Consider the following 16,747-nt stretch of genomic DNA (forward strand, 5'->3'; position numbering starts at 1 on the left):
GGAGACTCGATGAGCGCTGAAGCCGTACTGTTGAATGTTGACAAACAAGGCGTCGCCACCGTGACGCTGAACCGCGCCGATCTGCACAACGCGCTGGATGATGAAGCCATCAGCCTGCTGGCCGCCACGCTGGAAACGCTGGCCGAGGACAATTCGGTGCGAGCGGTGGTGCTCACCGGCAGCGGCATCAGCTTCTCCGCCGGCCATGACCCCGACTGGCTGCGCCGCTTGTCGCAGTTCAGCGCCAGCGACCTCAACCGCTACGCGCAGCAGCACGCCCGGCTGCTGCACACGCTGGACACCCTGCCCCAGCCGACGGTGGCACGCGTGCAAGGCTCGGCCTTTGGCCTGGGCGTGGCGCTGGTCGCCTGTTGCGACATCGCCATCGGCGCATCGGAGGCCTTGTTCAGCCTGTCCGATGTCCGCTTCGGCCAGATTCCGGCATTGGCGATACCTTACCTGGTGCGCGCCATCGGCGAGCGCCCCACCCGCCGCTATTGCATCAGCGCAGAACGCTTCAATGCCGGCAAGGCGAAGCGGCTGGGGCTGATTCATCAAGTATTGGAAAACGACGAGCTGGATGCCGCCGTCCAACACATGCTGGCGCAGCTGCTGCTGAACGGTCCGGCGGCGATGCGCGCCGCCAAGCATCTGGTGGGCGAAGTCGGACAGCAGGACATCACGCCGCAGGTGATACAGCGCTGCATTGAACACAGTTTAGCGGTGCGCATGAGCGACGAGGGCCGCGAAGGCATCCAGGCGCTGATCGAAATGCGCAAGCCGTCCTGGCTGGAGTGACGTCCGGCTGGCTCATCGGGGCGCGTCGATGCGACAATAGCCCGCATCGACGATTGCCTGCTTCCCCATGTCCAACCACACTTTCTTCTGGCACGACTACGAAACCTTCGGCGCCGTGCCGCGCCGCGACCGCCCGTCGCAATTCGCCGGCATCCGCACCGACGCCGAACTGAACGAAATCGGCGAGCCGGTGATGCTGTACTGCCGCCCGGCGCCCGACTACCTGCCCACGCTGCAGGCCACCCTGCTGACCGGCATCACGCCGCAGCTGTGCCGGCAGCAGGGCGTGGCGGAACACGAGTTCGCCGGCGTGATCGAACGCGAACTGGCCACGCCGGCCACCATAGGCGTTGGCTACAACTCGCTGCGCTTCGACGACGAGGTCACCCGCTTCCTGTTCTGGCGCAACCTGATCGACCCGTACGCGCGCGAATGGCAGAACCACTGCGGCCGCTGGGACCTGCTGGACCTGGTGCGCGCCACCTACGCGCTGCGCCCTGACGGCATCGTCTGGCCCCTGCATGAGGACGGCCGCGTCAGTTTCAAGCTGGAACACCTGTCCGCCGCCAACGGCCTGGCGCATGAGTCGGCGCACGACGCGCTGTCCGACGTGCGGGCCACCATCGCGCTGGCCAGATTGATCCGCCAGCGCCAGCCCAAGCTGTTCGACTACTACCTGACTCTGCGCAAAAAGGATGCGGTCAAGGTACAGCTGTCCTTGCACGACCCCAAGCCGGTGCTGCACGTCTCCGGCATGTATGGCGTCGAGCGCGGCAACCTGGCCCTGGTGTGGCCGCTGGCCGCTCATCCGACCAACGCCAACGAGGTCATCGTCTGGGACCTGGCGCACGACCCGGCCGAACTGCGCGGTCTGACCGCAGACGACATCCGCCTGCGCCTGTTCAGCCGCGCCGACGAACTGCCTGCCGGCACGCAACGGCTGCCGATCAAAACCATCCACATCAACAAGTCGCCGTTCGTCGTCGCCAATCTCAAAGTATTGACCGAGGAAGCCGCCGCGCGCTGGGGCATGGACCTAGAGGCCATGCGCCGCCACGCCGAAACGGCGAAAACCTTGCCGGACCTGTCCGCGCTGTGGCGCCGCGTCTATCAGCGCGAGGCCGGCGATCCGCTGGACGTGGACGAAAACCTGTATGGCGGCTTCGTTTCCAACAACGACCGCAAGGTGCTGCAGAAAATGCGCCGGCTGTCCGCGCCGCAACTGGCCGGCGAAATGGCGCTGTTTGAAGACCCGCAATTGGCGGAACTGCTGTTCCGCTACCGCGCCCGCAACTTCCCGGACTCCTTGTCCGACAGCGAGCAGCGGCGCTGGAAGCAATGGTGCCGGGAACGGCTGGCCGCCGCCCTGCCAGGCTTCCAAAGGGAAATGGCCGAGCTGGAGGCAAGCGAGCTGCCGCCCGAGCATAGGCAGCTGTTGCGGCAAGTGGCGGATTATGCCGCGAATCTGCAAACCGAACTCGACTAAGGCCCAGTAAGCGATGACTGGCGGAGCGCAGGCGCGCTCTGCCATCGGAGTTACGCTCCCGCCCCGTGCCCGGCAAGGCATCCCGCGCTATCGGGGCGAGTCTGTCACCCTCGACCAGCCGGTTCCTCGGCCCATTTTCTGCCCCCTACGCATTTCCCCTTATGAATTTTCATTATCTAGTGCGCTAGAACCATTTATATGGGAATCAAAAATGCGACCAGGAGGCCTGCATGCTGCACCAACTCACCGTTCGACAAAAACTGCTCGGCGGTTTCTCGCTATTGATCCTGCTGTTATGCGTGGTGGTGGTCGTCGCCTACAACAAGCTGCACACCATTCAGGACAACATCACCGAGATTAAAGAAGACCGCTACCCCAAGATCATTCTGTCTCAACGCATCGCCCTGAATCTGCTCTACATCAGCCGCGGCGTCCGCGATGGCGTCTTGGCCCGCGACAAGAACATGGTGGAGAAAAAAATCCAGCAGGTAGAAGACCTGCGCGCCAGCAACCGCGCCGATCTGGAAAAAATGGAGCCGATGCTGTCCACGCCGGAAGGCAGGGCCTTGTTCGCGAAAATCAGGGAGGCCCAGAATGCCCAACGGCCGCTATTCGAACCCTTGTATGCGCTGATGCGCAACCATCAAAGCGATGCCGCCCGCGATTTTCTGGAAACCAAGTTCGCGCCCTCCAACAACAATCTCATCAGCGCGCTGCTGTCGCTGCGCGACCGCCAACAAGGCCGGCTGGATAAATCGATGCAGATCGCGCTGGAATCCAGCCGGGACGCGGTGATCATCCTGCTCGCCACCGCGCTGGCGTCGTTGCTGCTGGCTGTCATGGTAGCGTTGTGGATCTCGCACTTGATCACCTCTCCGCTGCGCAAGTCGGCCGATCTGGTGCATCAGATCAAGCAGGGCAATCTGGCCGGGGACAGCGAACCCATCCCTCCCGCCCGCGACGAGGCGATGCAGATCGCGCGCGACATTCAGGAAATGCGGGACGGCCTGCGCCAGATGGTGCTAAGCATCCAGGAAAACGCGCATCAGGTATCGGATTCAGCGCGCGCGCTGTCCGGAATGGCGCAACAGGTGGCCAACGGCGCGCAGACCCAGGCGGAAGCCACCTCGTCTGCCGCCGCCTCCATCGAACAACTGACAGTCAGCATCAACCAGGTGGCGGACAACTCCAGCGAGGCCTCGCAGCAGGCTCAGGCCGCGGGGCAGCTGGCCAATCGCGGCGGCACCGAGGTGCTGGAATCCGTCGGCAAGATCCGCTTCGTCACCACCTCGGTGGATGATACCGCGAAGCAGATGAACAGCCTGACGCGTGAAGTCCAGCAGATAGGCAATATCGTCACCGTGATCCGCGATGTGGCGGACCAAACCAATTTGCTGGCGCTGAATGCCGCCATCGAAGCCGCCCGCGCCGGAGAAACCGGGCGCGGCTTCGCCGTGGTGGCCGACGAAGTGCGCAAGCTGGCCGAGCGGACCACCACCTCGGCCCAGGAAATCACCGCCATGATAGGCTCCATCCAACAAGGCGTGGGCCAGGTGGTGCACAGCATGGGTCTAAGCCTGAATTGCGTGGAAGGCGTGTCCGGCACCGCGGAACAAGCATCGCTATCGATGAAGGAAATCGAAACCAGCGCCGACACCATCATACGCACCATACACAGCATCACCGGCGCGCTGACCGAACAGCGCAGCACCAGCTTGAGCCTGGCGCAGGATATGGAAAAAGTGTCTCGCATGGCCGAGGAGAACAACGCCACCGTGCAGGAATTGGCCACCACCTCCAGCCAGTTGAATGCGCTATCGGCCAATCTGCAAAGCGTAGCGACGCGCTTTCGGCTTTAAGCAAACCACCCTCAGCCGCACCGTGCTGCGCCTCTCGGCGCAGCTTTTTCCGCCGGCAATCTCCAGACAGCATAGCAAGGCCATGCCGCAACAAGCTGCCAACACGACATGCGTTTCTCATTTATAATCGCGCCACCCCAACCATAACTATCGCACCGACATTCCATGGACCCGATCCTGTTGTTCCACTCCCTGATCATGGGCTTGGTGGAAGGCATCACCGAATTCCTGCCCATTTCCTCCACCGGCCACCTGATCCTGACCGGCGACCTGCTAGGCTTCCTCGACAAGGAAAAGCGCGACGTCTACGAGATATTCATCCAGCTGGGCGCGATGCTGGCGGTGGTGTGGGAGTATCGCCGCAAGATAGGCCATACAGTGGCCGGCGCCGTCCGTCCGGGCGGCGAGCGCAATCTGCTGCTCGGCATCGTCATCGCCTTCATCCCGGCCGCCATCGCCGGCCTGCTGTTTTCCAAGCAGATCAAGGCCGTGCTGTTCAACCCGGTCTGCGTGGCCATCGCCTTCATCGTCGGCGGCCTGATCATCCTGTGGGCGGAGAAGCGCGAGCATAAAGTGACGGTGGCGACCGTCGACGACTTGAGCCTGAAAGATGCCGTGAAAGTGGGGCTGTGCCAATGCCTGGCGCTGATTCCCGGCACCAGCCGCTCCGGCGCCACCATCATCGGTGGCCTGTTTTTGGGCTTATCGCGCAAGGCGGCCACCGAGTTCTCGTTCTTCCTCGGCATTCCCACGCTGGGCGCGGCTTCGCTGTACAGCCTGATCAAGCACCGCGAGGCGCTGAGCGCGGACGACATCGGCGTGTTCGCCGTCGGCTTCGCCGCGTCCTTCGTCTTCGCCTTCCTCGCCATCCGAGCGCTGCTGCGCTTCATCTCGACGCACAGCTTCGCCGTGTTCGCCTGGTACCGCATCGTCTTCGGCCTGATCGTGCTGGCTAGCTGGCAAACCGGCTTGGTGAACTGGAGCGCCGGTTAAAAACGCGCGCCGCCGGCAAAGCCTGCGGGTCTGCCCGCCCTACTTCGCATCCCGCCCGACTTTGCTGACGCGCTCGAAGAATTGGTAGATCCCGGTCTCGCTCATCCTGCGCGCGTCGGCCAGCTCGCCGGCGCGGGTGGCGTAGATCGCCTGGTTGTCCGGCGACAGCACCACCGCCGCAGGAATGCCCTTGGCGATGGGATGGCCGTAGGCGGCGTCGATGTCGAGGTTATGATCGAAATTGCCGACATCCACCTTCACTACCTTGAATTCCCTCGCCAGCAGCTCGGCGCTCTTGCCCGACTTCAGCGCCGCATCCAGCGCCCGGCAGTCCTCGCACCAGTTGGCACCCATGATCAGCAGCACCGGTTGGTGACTTTGCCGTGCGGCGGCCAGCGTCTGTTGCAACTCAGCTTTGGCGTCGGCCTTCTCGTCATATGGCAGATCGCTCGCCAGCGCGGCGGAGCTCGCCAGAAACAGCGACAACAGGATCAGCAGTTTCTTCATGGGGATTCTCCGGAATCAAGCCAGGCGGGGCTGGCACAATACTTCGGTTTTAACGGAATGGGCGATGAAACATTCGGCATGGGCGGCGTGGTGCAGCTGTTCATGCCGCTCCGGCGTCGGCGGCGTGTCGCCGAAAAACATGACCTTGGGTTGCAGGATGACGCGCGCGACCCAGACTTTGCCGTCCTCATTCTTGCCCATCTCGCCCACCGCGACGTCATGGTATTCGTCCACCCGGAAACCGGCGCGCGCGGCGATGTCGAGAAACCACAGCATATGGCAGCTGGACAAGGCGGCGATGAACGCTTCTTCCGGGTCCACCGCGGCCGGATCGGAATATGGCGCGGGGACCACATGCGGCGACGATGACCCCGCTACTTCGGCGCCGCCATCGAATTTCAAAACATGCGTGCGGCTATAGCGGCAGTCGAGAAAGTCCTGCCCGTTTCGCCGCCATAACACTTCCGCCTGATGTTGCGGCATCGCATCCGCTCCTTGTCCGATTGGTCGAAGCCGATCATAGCACGGCAATGACAAGGACATTTCAAGCTCAACGATAGCGGGATGGTCTCAAGGCGCTTTCGCCCCACACCTCGTCCTGTTCCGCGCGCCAATGCCGCAGCGCATCCAGATCCAGCTCCGCCATCAGCAGCGTCGGGCCGTCGCCCGCCCACGCCAGCAAACGGCCGCGCGCGTCGATCAGACAGCTGGCGCCGTCGTACTGCGGCGCAGGATAGTTGCACAAGGCGATGGCGCAGCGGTTCTCCAGCGCCCGGCCGCGCAGCTGTTGCAGACGGACATCGCCCAGCTCGGCATCGTGGCGCATCGGGCAGGCATTCGGCACCAATACCAGTTCGGCGCCGTGCCGCATCAAGGCGCGGCCGGCCTCCGGAAATTCGCGGTCGTAACAAATCATCGCGCCGACGCGCAAGGTTGCGGCGCCCAGCCCCAGATCGGCGCAGACGAAGCCATCGCCGCCTTGCAGCGCCGTTTCCGCGCCGTCGGTGAAATCGCAGATGTGGACCTTGTCGTATTGCAAGGCTAGCTCGCCGTCCGCGCCGTACAGGCGCAGCCGGTTGCGCAAGGCGCCGCGATGCCGCGCCAGATAGGTCAGGCCTATGGCCAAACCATGCTCGGCCGCCAGGCTGGCCACTACGGCCAGCGCCGGTTCCCCGTCGTCCCAGGCATGGGCATGATCCATCCGCTCCGGCGCGTAGCCGGTGGACCACATTTCCGGCAACAGCAGCAGATGCGCCCCGCTGGCCGCGGCCTCGCCGCACCACTGCCGCAGCAGCGGCAGGCGGCGGGATGGATCGTCCGGCGCGCAGCGCTGCGCCAGGGCCAGGCGGATCACGCTCATACCAGCGCGATCCGCACGTAGATGGGCTGGTAGGGCGCGTCCTGGCTGACCTTGACCATGCCCTCCTTCACCAGCTCCAGCACGGCGATGAAGTTGACCACCAAGTGCGCCACGCCCTTGTCGATGTCGAACAGCTCCTCGAACGGCACATACTCCTTGCCGTCCAGGTAGCGCAGAATCCAGCTCATCTGCTCGCGCACCGACAGCTCATCCTTCTCCACCTTGTGGTGGCGGCGGTGCTTGGCGCGCGACAAGATGGCCATCCAGGCTTGGCGCAGGTCGGCGGCGCTGACATCGGGCAGGCGCTGCTCGGCCGATTGCTCGATCAGCACCGCCAGCCAAGCGAAATCGCGGTCGGCCTGCGGAATCTTGTCCAGCTCCAGCGCGGCCAGCTTCATCTGCTCGTACTCCAGCAAGCGGCGCACCAGTTCCGCGCGCGGATCGTCCGGCTCGCCGTCCTCGTCCAGTTGCGGACGCGGCAGCAGCAAGCGCGATTTGATCTCGATCAGCAGCGCCGCCATCAGCAGATACTCCGCCGCCAGCTCCAGCCGCCCATGCTGCATCGCGTCGATGTAGGACAGGTACTGGGCGGTGATCTCCGCCATGGGGATGTTCAGCACATCGAGGTTCTGCTTGCGGATCAGATACAGCAGCAGATCGAGCGGGCCTTCAAAGCTCTCCAGAATGACCTGCAGCGCGTCGGGGGGGATGAACAGGTCTTGCGGCACTTCCAGCACCGGCTGGCCGAAGACGTGCGCAATCGGCACGCTGGGCGGCAGTTCCGGCGCAGTCAGTTGGAAGTCGGCGGCATCGCCGGAGGCGGGGGTATCAGATACGGCAGTCATGGCGACAAGGATACCAGTTCCCGCGACGGGCCGCGCCACCCCGCCTCCTCGTCTCAAGCTGCCAGAATCAGTCCTCCCAATACTCTCCCGGCAGATAGTCGCTGAAATACCATTGCTGGCCTTCCAGGTCGCTCGCCTGATAGCCGCTGGCGCCGTAATCCTCGCGCTTCAGCGGCTGCACGATATGCGCCCCCTGCGCCTTGGCATGCTCGTAATGCGCAGCAGGATCCGCCACGTAAACGCACAAGGCCTGGGCCAGCCCGGACACGCTGCGCGCGCTGACCCAGTGTTGCTCGGGCTTGGGGCTGGACAACATGATCACGGCGTTGCCCAGACTCAACTCCGAGTGCAGCACTCGGCTCTCCTCGATCACGGCGAAGCGCCGCCGGAAGCCGAATACCCGCTGCAGCCACGCCATCGCCGCAACGGCATCGTCGTAACACAGGCACGGATAGGCGCCTGGCAAGGCTCTGGTTTGGTTCATCCCACGCTCCTGCTTGGGGAAGGAATAGCGGGAACTTGATTGTATGAGAATGGCAATAAAAAAACCGCCCTGCGAAAGGGCGGTTTCTTCGGAACAGGAGATGTTCTAGCGGCTTGCCAGGCTATCAGGCCGACAGCTCCAGCATCAGCTTGTTGATGCGCTTGACGAAGGAGGCCGGGTCTTCCAGCTTGCCGCCCTCGGCCAGCAAGGCTTGGTCGTACAGCACAGCGGCCAGATCGCCGGCGCGGGCTTCGTCCGATTCCTCGGCCAGTTTTTTCACCAGCACGTGCTCCGGATTGATTTCCAGCGTCGGCTTGCTGCCTTCTATCTTCTGGCCCGCTGCCTTCAGCATGCGTTCCAGGTGGGCGCTCATATCGTGTTCCCCAGCTACCAGGCAAGCCGGGCTTTCCACCAGACGGGCGGTGGCGCGCACTTCCTTCACCTTGTCGCCCAACGCCTTCTGCACTTTTTCCACCACCGGCTTGGACGCCTCCTCAACCTGCTTCTGGGCTTCCTTGTCGGCTTCGTCTTCCAACTTGCCCAAGTCCAGCGCGCCTTTGGCGACCGATTGCAGCTGCTTGCCGTCGAACTCGAACAGAGAACCGACCACCCATTCGTCGACGCGGTCGGTCAACAACAGCACTTCCACGCCCTTCTTCTTGAAGACTTCCAGGTGCGGGCTGTTCTTGGCGGCGGCCAGAGTGTCGGCGGTGATGTAGTAGATCTTGTCCTGGCCTTCCTTCATGCGGCCGATATAGTCGGCCAGCGTGACGGTAGGCTCCTCGCTCTCCGAGGCGGTGGTGGTGAAGCGCAGCAGCTTGGCGATGCGCTCCTTGTTGGCGAAGTCCTCGCCCACGCCTTCCTTCAGCACCTGGCCGAATTCCTTCCAGAACGCGGCGTACTTCTCCGGCTGGTTGGCTGACAGGTCTTCCAGCAAGCCCAGCACCTTCTTGACGCAACCGGCGCGGATGGCGTCGATATCCTTGCTTTCCTGCAGGATTTCGCGCGATACGTTCAACGGCAGGTCGTTGCTGTCGATCACGCCGCGCACGAAGCGCAGGTAATGCGGCATCAGCTTTTCGGTGTCTTCCATGATGAAGACGCGGCGCACGTACAGCTTGACGCCCTGTTTGCGCTCGCGGTCGTACAGGTCGAACGGGGCGCGCGACGGGATGTACAGCAGTTCGGTGTATTCCTGGCGGCCCTCTACGCGGGCGTGGCTCCAGGCCAGCGGATCGGTGAAGTCGTGGGCGACGTGCTTGTAGAATTCCTGATACTGCTCGTCGGTGATGTCGTTCTTGGAACGGGTCCACAGCGCGGAGGCAGAGTTGACCACTTCCAGCTCGTCGCTGTTGGTCACTTCGCCGTTCTCGCCGTAGCCGGCGCCCTTCTTCATTTCGATCGGGATGGAGATGTGGTCGGAATACTTGCGGACGATGCCCTTCAGGCGCCAGTCGTTCAGCAGCTCGTCTTCGCCTTCCTTCAGGTGCAGCACGATCTCGGTGCCGCGGCCGGCCTTTTCCACTTGTTCCAGCGTGTACTCGCCCTCGCCATGCGACTCCCAGCGGGTGGCCACGGTTTCGCCTGCGCGGCGAGTGGTCAGCGTCACCTTGTCGGCCACGATGAAGGCGGAGTAGAAGCCGACGCCGAACTGGCCGATCAGATTGGCGTCCTTCTTGGCGTCGCCGGACAGCTGCTCGAAGAAGGCCTTGGTGCCGGATTTGGCGATGGTGCCGATATTGGCCACCACTTCCTCGCGGTTCATGCCGATGCCGTTGTCGGCGATGGTAACGGTGCGGGCATCCTTGTCGAAGGTGATGCGAATCTTCAGCTCCGGATCTTCCTCGAACAGCTCCGGTTTGGCCATGCCCTCGAAGCGCAGCTTATCGGCCGCGTCCGACGCATTGGAGATCAGTTCACGCAGGAAGATCTCCTTGTTGGAATACAAGGAGTGGATCATCAGCTTCAGCAGCTGTTTCACTTCGGTCTGAAAACCCAGGGTTTCTTTCTGTGCACTCATGGTCGTCAATGTTATTGAGGTTGGCGATAGCGGCAAGATGGTGGGTGTTCCGCGCATTTCAAGACCCAAAATGCAAAAAGCCCTGTCCAGAGACAGGGCTTTTTGATCCGGCAAGCAGGCTCAGGATTCGGCCTGGCCTTCCTGCTGCTGCGCAGGCGCCGCGTCAGCCGGAGCCGGCTGCGCCTGGGCGGCCTCTTCTGCCGGAGCCGCGTTCTTCGGCTGCATCTGCAATTCGGCGGCGCGTTTCTCTTCGGCGCTCACCTCGCCTTGCGGCTTGCCGCTCAGGTCGAAGCGCTTGCCGCCGCGCGCCAGAGACTTCAGATAACGCGGCTTGCGGCAGTGGTTGGCCACCACGCGCGAGATCAAGGCGGAGTCGAACTGGGGGAGCGAAGCGATCAGGCTCTCGTGTATGCCGAGCGCCAAGGGCCGGAACTGACGAAACACGTCGAACTTGCCGTAAATATGATCTGCGATCATCTCGGTCTGCTTTTTCTTGGACAAGCTTTGAACAGCAGACTTGAGAGCAGCACCGAGTGCCGTTTCAGTATTTGGCTTCATGAACTTCTATCTAGATCCATTGATGCTAAAGACAGCGCATGCTGCCCAATCAAGAGGCGTGATGCAACCGGCCACTTGTCCAGTTTAGACGATGGGCGCCGCTTGGCGTCATTTTAAGGCTGCCGGATTAAACCTGACAGCATGCCCGCCTAGCAGAATCATCATCGCGCCCTTACTCAGCGTGGTGCCCCGGGCCGGAATCGAACCGGCACAGCCGAAGCCGAGGGATTTTAAGTCCCTTGTGTCTACCAATTTCACCACCGGGGCCGCTACAGAGCAGGCGATTGTAGCCCAGCAAAACTGGACTGACAATGCATTTTAAATATCAAGAATCCTTGCCGCGCGCGCCCGAAAAAGCCGCAGGCGTCTGGCAAATTCAGATACTGGGAGGAAATTCCAGATCAGCAGAGGTAACAGCGGGAACACTGAAGACAACAGCCTGATTTTAAAGAATTGCCACAACGCGGGTGGAGCAGCACTTTAACCAGAAAGGGAAAAACTGTCAACGCGCGTCGGCCCGGCTGGGCGCGGGGAAGACAATGTCCTCGATCGAAAGGATCAACATTACAAGCCAATAATATACAGATATCCTACTCATTATCATTACAAAGCTGCAATTTACATTTTTAATTTTTTATATACAAAAAGACAGCAGCTTAATGAGAAAAATCCATCCAATATCAAGGATTCAAAGCCTAAATAGCAGGGAAATCACGCCACATCCAAAACAGCACGACGCAATTTCCCTCTACTCGACAAGCACTACAGCGAGCCGAAGCCAAGCGGCATGCCGTCACTGTTTATTGACATACTGACAATCAGGACAGCTCTGCCGAATCCAGCACCGCCAAGATGCGATAAGCCGCCGTCACGCGCGCCGCATTCGGATAATTGCGGTTGGCCAGCATCACCACAGCGATTTTGCGCGAGGGCACCAGCGCCACATACGCGCCAAAACCATTGGTGGAGCCGGTTTTGTTCAACAACACCGCTTGCTTGGCCGGTCGCGCAGGAGTCAGCCAGCTGACAAGCTGCGGCTGGAAAGCCATTTCATTGGCGTTGCCGGCCAGCAAGCGCTGCAAGCTCACCGGATAGCGGTAACCCTCCCAACCCAAGCCCTGCTCCAAGTCGCCCGTCCGATAATAAGCGGCATGGCTGGCGTCCAGCGCTTGGCGCAAGCGGACATCGCCCCAATTAGCCGCCATGTATTTGGCCATATCGGCCGCGCTGGACTTGATGCCGTAGGCCTCGGAGTCGAGCGCGCCCGCCCTCACCCGCACCGGCTTGCCATCGCGGGCATAGCCCCAGGCATAGCGTTCCATCTGGGAGGCCGGCACCCGAACATAGGTGCTGCCCAGTCCGAGCTTAGGCAACAGCGTCTTTTCCATCGCCTCCTCGAACGGCTGTCCCAGGCTTTGCGCCGCCAGATAACCAAACAGGCCGATGCTGGGATTGGAGTACAAGCGACGCTCTCCGGCCGGGAAAGCCGGACGGAAAGCCTGAAAATACCCAATCGCCTGCTGCCCGCTGTTTACAGCATCCGGAAACTGCAGCGGCAGGCCGCCTGCGGTATACGTCGCCAATTGCAATAGCGTAGCCTGGCCGATGGCGCGGCCCTGCAGCGCCGGCAAGCGGCTGCCGGCCGTATCGGACAGCGACAGCTTGCCTTGGCTCAGCGCATAGCCGCCCAAGATGCCGGTAAAAGTCTTGCTGATGGAGCCAAGTTCAAACAGCGTGTCACTAGTGACCGGCTGGCGGCTCTGTTTCGATGCCAAACCATAATTGAAGAAGTACGTCCGGCCATTGGCCACTACCGCTATCGCCATGCCGGGGATGTCGTGCGTCTTCATCAAGGGCGGAATCGTCGCATCCACCACCTGAGCAATGGCCGGCGGCGCATTCTCTGCCGCTCTGGTCAAACCGGAATACAGGAAAAGGCAGCCCAACAAGCCGGCCAGCGCCGACGTTTTTTGGATACGCATCGAGAAACTCTCCTTGGCGGACTGGGCATCGGCTCCCGCCCCACAGGATCTGCGCGGCGCGATGCCATGAAAGGGAAAACGTGCCGCCACATTACAAACCGCTGCCGGCGACGTAAACCGCCTACCCTGTAACCAGCGTAACCACGCCTATGGCCTCAAGGATGCTCGGCTTTATCGGCGGCGTGCTCAGGGTCGACATATTTGCGCAACAGGGCATCGAGCCTGGCCGACGATTCGGCATCCGGCTCGCCGTCAAAGCGCGCCGGACGAAAGTGCATCTGGAACGCCGCGATCGCCGCGCGCGTACCGTCGTCCAGCACGCCGCTTTGCGGCGCATCGTAACCGTAGGCCGACAATCGCCGCTGCCAGCTCGCCGCATCCGACTGCGCCGGTTGCCGCGGCAGGAAGTGCTGGATGTCCTCATCGTCCGGCCAGGCGCCTATGCCAAAATCGCGATGCAACCGCTCCCAGGGAAACCTCGGTCCCGGATCCACCTTGCGGCCCGGCGAGATGTCCGAATGCCCCACCACATTGCTCGGCTGGATCTGGTGCCGCGCCACGATATCGGACGCCAGCTTGCCAAGCAGAGCGATCTGCTCTTCTGCAAAGTCAAACCATGCCCGCTGCATCAAAGGCCATTCATCCTGCCGCGGCGATGGATAACCCAGATTGACGATCTCGATGCCGATTGAGCTGGTATTCAGATAACGCACGCCCTGCCAATAGCTGTCGCCGGCATGCCAGGCGCGCCGCGCCTCCGGCACCAGACGCAACACGGCAGGCTTGCGCGCAAGGGTCTGGGCGTCCGGCACCAGATAGTGCGCGCTGGCGCGATACTGCGCGTCGGTCAGCAGTCGCAGCGAAGTCGGGTAATCGACGGCGGTGTAATGAAACACCAGCGTCCGGACGCGAGAATCATGGCTAGCCGACGCTATCGACTCATCGATCCAATCCGGCGTCCGTGCCTCTCCCGCCCATGCCCTGTTCGTCAGCACGCCTCCCGTGGCGGTGATCTGCCCCCGCTAGCCATACCAGCAATCAGGAGAGAAGTCCTAGGTTTGCATGGTGGTGGAACCTGCTGATCTTTGGCTTGCTAATTGTGCCTGGCGATGGCGTGCCGCAAATTCCGCTGGCGGTATCCGGCCAATCGATCCATGGGGACGGACTTGATTGTAATCGTCCCGCCACGCGGAGATGATCTGCCTGGCCTCCGCCAGCGAATCAAAGACATGCTCGTTCAGGCATTCGTCGCGGAGTCTGGCATTGAAGCTTTCGATGTAACCATTCTGCATCGGCCGGCCTGGTTGAATCAGGATGTGGCGGATGCCGCGGCTTTGCGCCCAGCCCATGAATGCCCGACTGGTGAACTCCGGCCCATTGTCCGTCCGGATCGCTGACGGATAGCCGCGAAATTGCGCCGCCTGATCCAACATCCGCGTGACGTATTGACCGGACATCGAGAAATCCACCGCAATCTGCACCGCTTCGTGGCTGAAGTCATCGGCGACCGTCAGGCATTTCAAGCGCCGACCACTGGCTAACTGGTCGCTGACAAAATCCATGCTCCACACCTCATTCCACTGTGTAGCGGCTTGCAGCGGCGTGCGCACGCCGGTCAGCTTACGCCGACGGTTACGTCGTCTAACCGCCAGACCTTGTTCGCGATACAAGCGGTACACCCGCTTGTGGTTGATGCCCGGAAACTCTGCGCGCAACAGGTCATACACTCGCCGATAGCCAAAGCGGCGGCGCGTGTGGGCGATATCGATGATGCGGGCGGTCAGCCGATGCGTGAATGCATCGGTTTGCGGCGGATGTCGCCAGGCGTCTCGAGAAAGCCCCACAAGCCGGCAAGCGCGGCGTTCCGACAATGCCAGTCCGCTGCTTAGCATGATGCGGATGGCCTGCCGCTTGGCTTGCGGGGCTAGCGCTTTATCCCGAAGGCGACCTTGAGAGCTTCGATATCGAGGTGGGCTTCGGCCAGCAGCTTCTTGAGCCGGGCATTCTCGGCTTCCAGATCGCGAGCGCGCTGCAATTCCGCGACGTTCATGCCGCCGTATTTGCTTCGCCATTTGTAGAAGGTGGCTTCAGAGAAGCCTCCCTGGCGGCAGACCTCCTTGATGGCCATGCCGAGTTCGGCCTGCTTGAGAAAGCCGATGATCTGCTCTTCGGTGTATCTGCTCTTCTTCATATCCGTCATTTTCCTTCAAGTGACAGACTTCTCTCTACTTTTGATTGGTAGGAGCTGAGGGGAGCAGATCAGCGGCGCAGGCCAGCGGCGCCAGTCCGCCGCGATACAGAAACTGCCTGCGATTAATCATCGAGCCTTCTCCTTTGCCCATGGGCCTTACCCTGCTGCCTATGGGTGATTGTCTTGATCGAATAGAGTCTGACTAAGGATCAACCGTTAAATTCACGCTTGCTGCGCAGACTGTCGCGGTTGATAAGGCATGAAAACGCGCTTTCTGGAGTTATTTCCGCAGATACTGCTGCGGCGCTGGCAGTGAACTGACCAGAAAAAGATGGCAAAAACGGCCCGGAAGGAATTGAACAGGAAATAGAAAAACCCCGTAAGTCTTTGACTTACGGGGTTTTATCTGGAGGCGGGGGTCGGAATCGAACCGGCGTAGACGGATTTGCAATCCGTCAGAAAAATATTAAATACAATAAGTTACAGAAACAACCACCCAATTCAACCATTGCACTGCAATTTTGAGGGGATTCCATCCCGGATGGCTGTCATCTGTTTTGGAGAGTCCGAAAGCACCACATCAATGCCCAGGCACGCCGCTTGACGATACGCATCAGCATCATTCACCGCAATGGCAACAATCTTCACCGGCGCATGCTTTCTGAAGCACGCCACGGCATTCGGCGTCCACATCGTTGCATTCACATCAGACACCCCTTCCCCCAAAGTAAATTGTTCGACAACCTTGAGCTTTCTCTTCAATTCAAACCCTGCCCATATAGGCTGATTTGGCGGGGCATCGCAACCTGCATTAAGTGCAACTTTTGCCAATCGCGTCCGCGTCGCATCGCGTGACTCAAACATGCGGGCCTTGGGATATGAAGCAAATGCCTGCTGAAAGGCCACCTCCGTAGAGTACAACGTCACCCGAGACCAAGCCTGTTCTTCGTCCAGCACCTTCGCCACTGCCAATGCCAGCGGTTCTGCCGGCAAGGCTTTCAGATCCAAAATCACTGGCATGTTTGCAGGCAGTGCGTGCAGAGCCTGGCTCAAAGTAGGAACGCCGACAGGTTGCTTGCGATACGGATAGTCACCCTTGCTGCCTTTGAACGTCCACCCTACATTCACCTGCGATAAGTCTTTAGCCGTGCGTGCTGCGACTGGCCCTGATACATCGGATAAGACAGCCAGGTCGGCTGGGCGATACAGAACAGGCACCCCATCCTGGCTCAACTGTACTGTCAGCCACATGATGTCAGCCCGGTTGGAAACGGCAAGACGAATTGCTTCAAGCGTGTTTTCAGGCGCATCCGCCGTACCCCCACGGTGAGCCGCAATTTGTGGCAAGGTAGGAATCACGGTTTCAGCAAAAGTACTCGGGATAGCAGCCGTTGCAAGCAACGCGGCAAACAGGGCTGCCTTACTTTGAAGATGTCGCATTTCATGGCTCAGATATGATTGAAATCATAAATGTATGCCAAAACCGACTCTCGGCGCATGTGAATTTTTCATACAAGCCTTGAATTCGCCAGGGCTGCATGCACAGAGCGCATAAAAACGCACAAACCGACGCCACCCACTCCCCCGCAGCAAAAGCCCGCCATAGCGCGTTTTTACGGCCTTCATGCAGCTGCATGAAAGTCCACACATTAAGCGGGCGGGCG

The 16,747-nt window shown here is 61.0% G+C and carries 15 protein-coding genes and 1 tRNA gene; 4 read left to right on the top strand and 12 right to left on the bottom strand.

The features are described from left to right. Positions 1 to 9 precede the first annotated feature (9 nt). From BI343_RS14990 to BI343_RS15005, 4 genes are all read left to right on the top strand, one after another. Positions 10 to 798 carry an enoyl-CoA hydratase-related protein gene (locus BI343_RS14990; protein WP_043626555.1) on the top strand — a complete coding sequence of 263 codons (789 nt, stop codon included), beginning with the start codon at positions 10 to 12 and terminating at the stop codon, positions 796 to 798. A gap of 67 nt (positions 799 to 865) precedes the next feature. Beyond that, a complete protein-coding gene (gene sbcB / locus BI343_RS14995; protein ID WP_071110280.1) occupies positions 866 to 2,284 on the top strand; it encodes an exodeoxyribonuclease I in 1,419 nt (472 codons plus the stop codon). Between the two features lie 230 nt (positions 2,285 to 2,514). Beyond that, positions 2,515 to 4,143 (top strand): methyl-accepting chemotaxis protein, encoded by a 1,629-nt coding sequence (locus BI343_RS15000; RefSeq protein ID WP_071110281.1) that lies wholly within the window; start codon positions 2,515 to 2,517, stop codon positions 4,141 to 4,143. 165 nt (positions 4,144 to 4,308) lie between these two features. Then, positions 4,309 to 5,136, top strand: a complete 828-nt coding sequence (locus tag BI343_RS15005; protein WP_071110282.1) for an undecaprenyl-diphosphate phosphatase — start codon at positions 4,309 to 4,311, stop codon at positions 5,134 to 5,136. A 39-nt stretch (positions 5,137 to 5,175) separates the two neighbouring features. Here the strand turns inward: BI343_RS15005 and BI343_RS15010 are convergent, their stop codons facing one another. The 12 genes from BI343_RS15010 to BI343_RS15070 all read right to left on the bottom strand — a co-directional run bounded on the left by BI343_RS15010 (position 5,176) and on the right by BI343_RS15070 (position 16,523). Then, positions 5,176 to 5,643, bottom strand: coding sequence for a thioredoxin family protein (locus BI343_RS15010; RefSeq protein WP_071110283.1), 468 nt, complete (start codon positions 5,641 to 5,643; stop codon positions 5,176 to 5,178). A 15-nt stretch (positions 5,644 to 5,658) separates the two neighbouring features. Beyond that, the gene (locus BI343_RS15015; RefSeq protein ID WP_071110284.1) at positions 5,659 to 6,126 is read right to left on the bottom strand and encodes an OsmC family protein; all 468 of its coding nucleotides are present in this window, start codon (positions 6,124 to 6,126) and stop codon (positions 5,659 to 5,661) included. Positions 6,127 to 6,193: 67 nt separating this feature from the next. Then, positions 6,194 to 7,003, bottom strand: a complete 810-nt coding sequence (locus BI343_RS15020) for a carbon-nitrogen hydrolase family protein (RefSeq protein ID WP_071110285.1) — start codon at positions 7,001 to 7,003, stop codon at positions 6,194 to 6,196. Then, complete coding sequence (locus tag BI343_RS15025; RefSeq protein WP_043626537.1) at positions 7,000 to 7,848, bottom strand: segregation and condensation protein A; 849 nt, start codon at positions 7,846 to 7,848, stop codon at positions 7,000 to 7,002. The genes BI343_RS15020 and BI343_RS15025 overlap by 4 nt, the downstream gene beginning before the upstream one ends. Before the next feature lie 67 nt (positions 7,849 to 7,915). Continuing rightward, positions 7,916 to 8,332 carry a VOC family protein gene (locus BI343_RS15030; protein WP_071110286.1) on the bottom strand — a complete coding sequence of 139 codons (417 nt, stop codon included), beginning with the start codon at positions 8,330 to 8,332 and terminating at the stop codon, positions 7,916 to 7,918. 124 nt (positions 8,333 to 8,456) lie between these two features. Continuing rightward, a complete protein-coding gene (htpG, locus tag BI343_RS15035) occupies positions 8,457 to 10,352 on the bottom strand; it encodes a molecular chaperone HtpG (RefSeq protein WP_071110287.1) in 1,896 nt (631 codons plus the stop codon). A gap of 120 nt (positions 10,353 to 10,472) precedes the next feature. Continuing rightward, the gene (locus tag BI343_RS15040) at positions 10,473 to 10,910 is read right to left on the bottom strand and encodes a ProQ/FINO family protein (RefSeq protein WP_043626530.1); all 438 of its coding nucleotides are present in this window, start codon (positions 10,908 to 10,910) and stop codon (positions 10,473 to 10,475) included. Between the two features lie 182 nt (positions 10,911 to 11,092). After that, positions 11,093 to 11,177: transfer RNA gene (locus BI343_RS15045), tRNA-Leu, on the bottom strand. A gap of 551 nt (positions 11,178 to 11,728) precedes the next feature. Next, positions 11,729 to 12,892, bottom strand: coding sequence for a class C beta-lactamase (ampC, locus tag BI343_RS15050; RefSeq protein WP_071110288.1), 1,164 nt, complete (start codon positions 12,890 to 12,892; stop codon positions 11,729 to 11,731). Between the two features lie 155 nt (positions 12,893 to 13,047). After that, a complete protein-coding gene (locus tag BI343_RS15055) occupies positions 13,048 to 13,887 on the bottom strand; it encodes an N-acetylmuramoyl-L-alanine amidase (RefSeq protein ID WP_280513342.1) in 840 nt (279 codons plus the stop codon). A 57-nt stretch (positions 13,888 to 13,944) separates the two neighbouring features. After that, positions 13,945 to 15,083 (bottom strand): IS3 family transposase gene (locus tag BI343_RS15060; RefSeq protein WP_422614097.1). Its coding sequence is split into 2 segments (ribosomal slippage): positions 13,945 to 14,828 and positions 14,828 to 15,083, totalling 1,140 coding nucleotides; the frame shifts between segments, so codons are not numbered across the junction. Positions 15,084 to 15,584: 501 nt separating this feature from the next. Next, positions 15,585 to 16,523, bottom strand: a complete 939-nt coding sequence (locus tag BI343_RS15070) for a glycerophosphodiester phosphodiesterase family protein (RefSeq protein WP_071110289.1) — start codon at positions 16,521 to 16,523, stop codon at positions 15,585 to 15,587. Positions 16,524 to 16,747: the final 224 nt, after the last annotated feature.

It is taken from the genome of Chromobacterium amazonense (genome assembly GCF_001855565.1).
Lineage (GTDB): Bacteria > Pseudomonadota > Gammaproteobacteria > Burkholderiales > Chromobacteriaceae > Chromobacterium > Chromobacterium amazonense.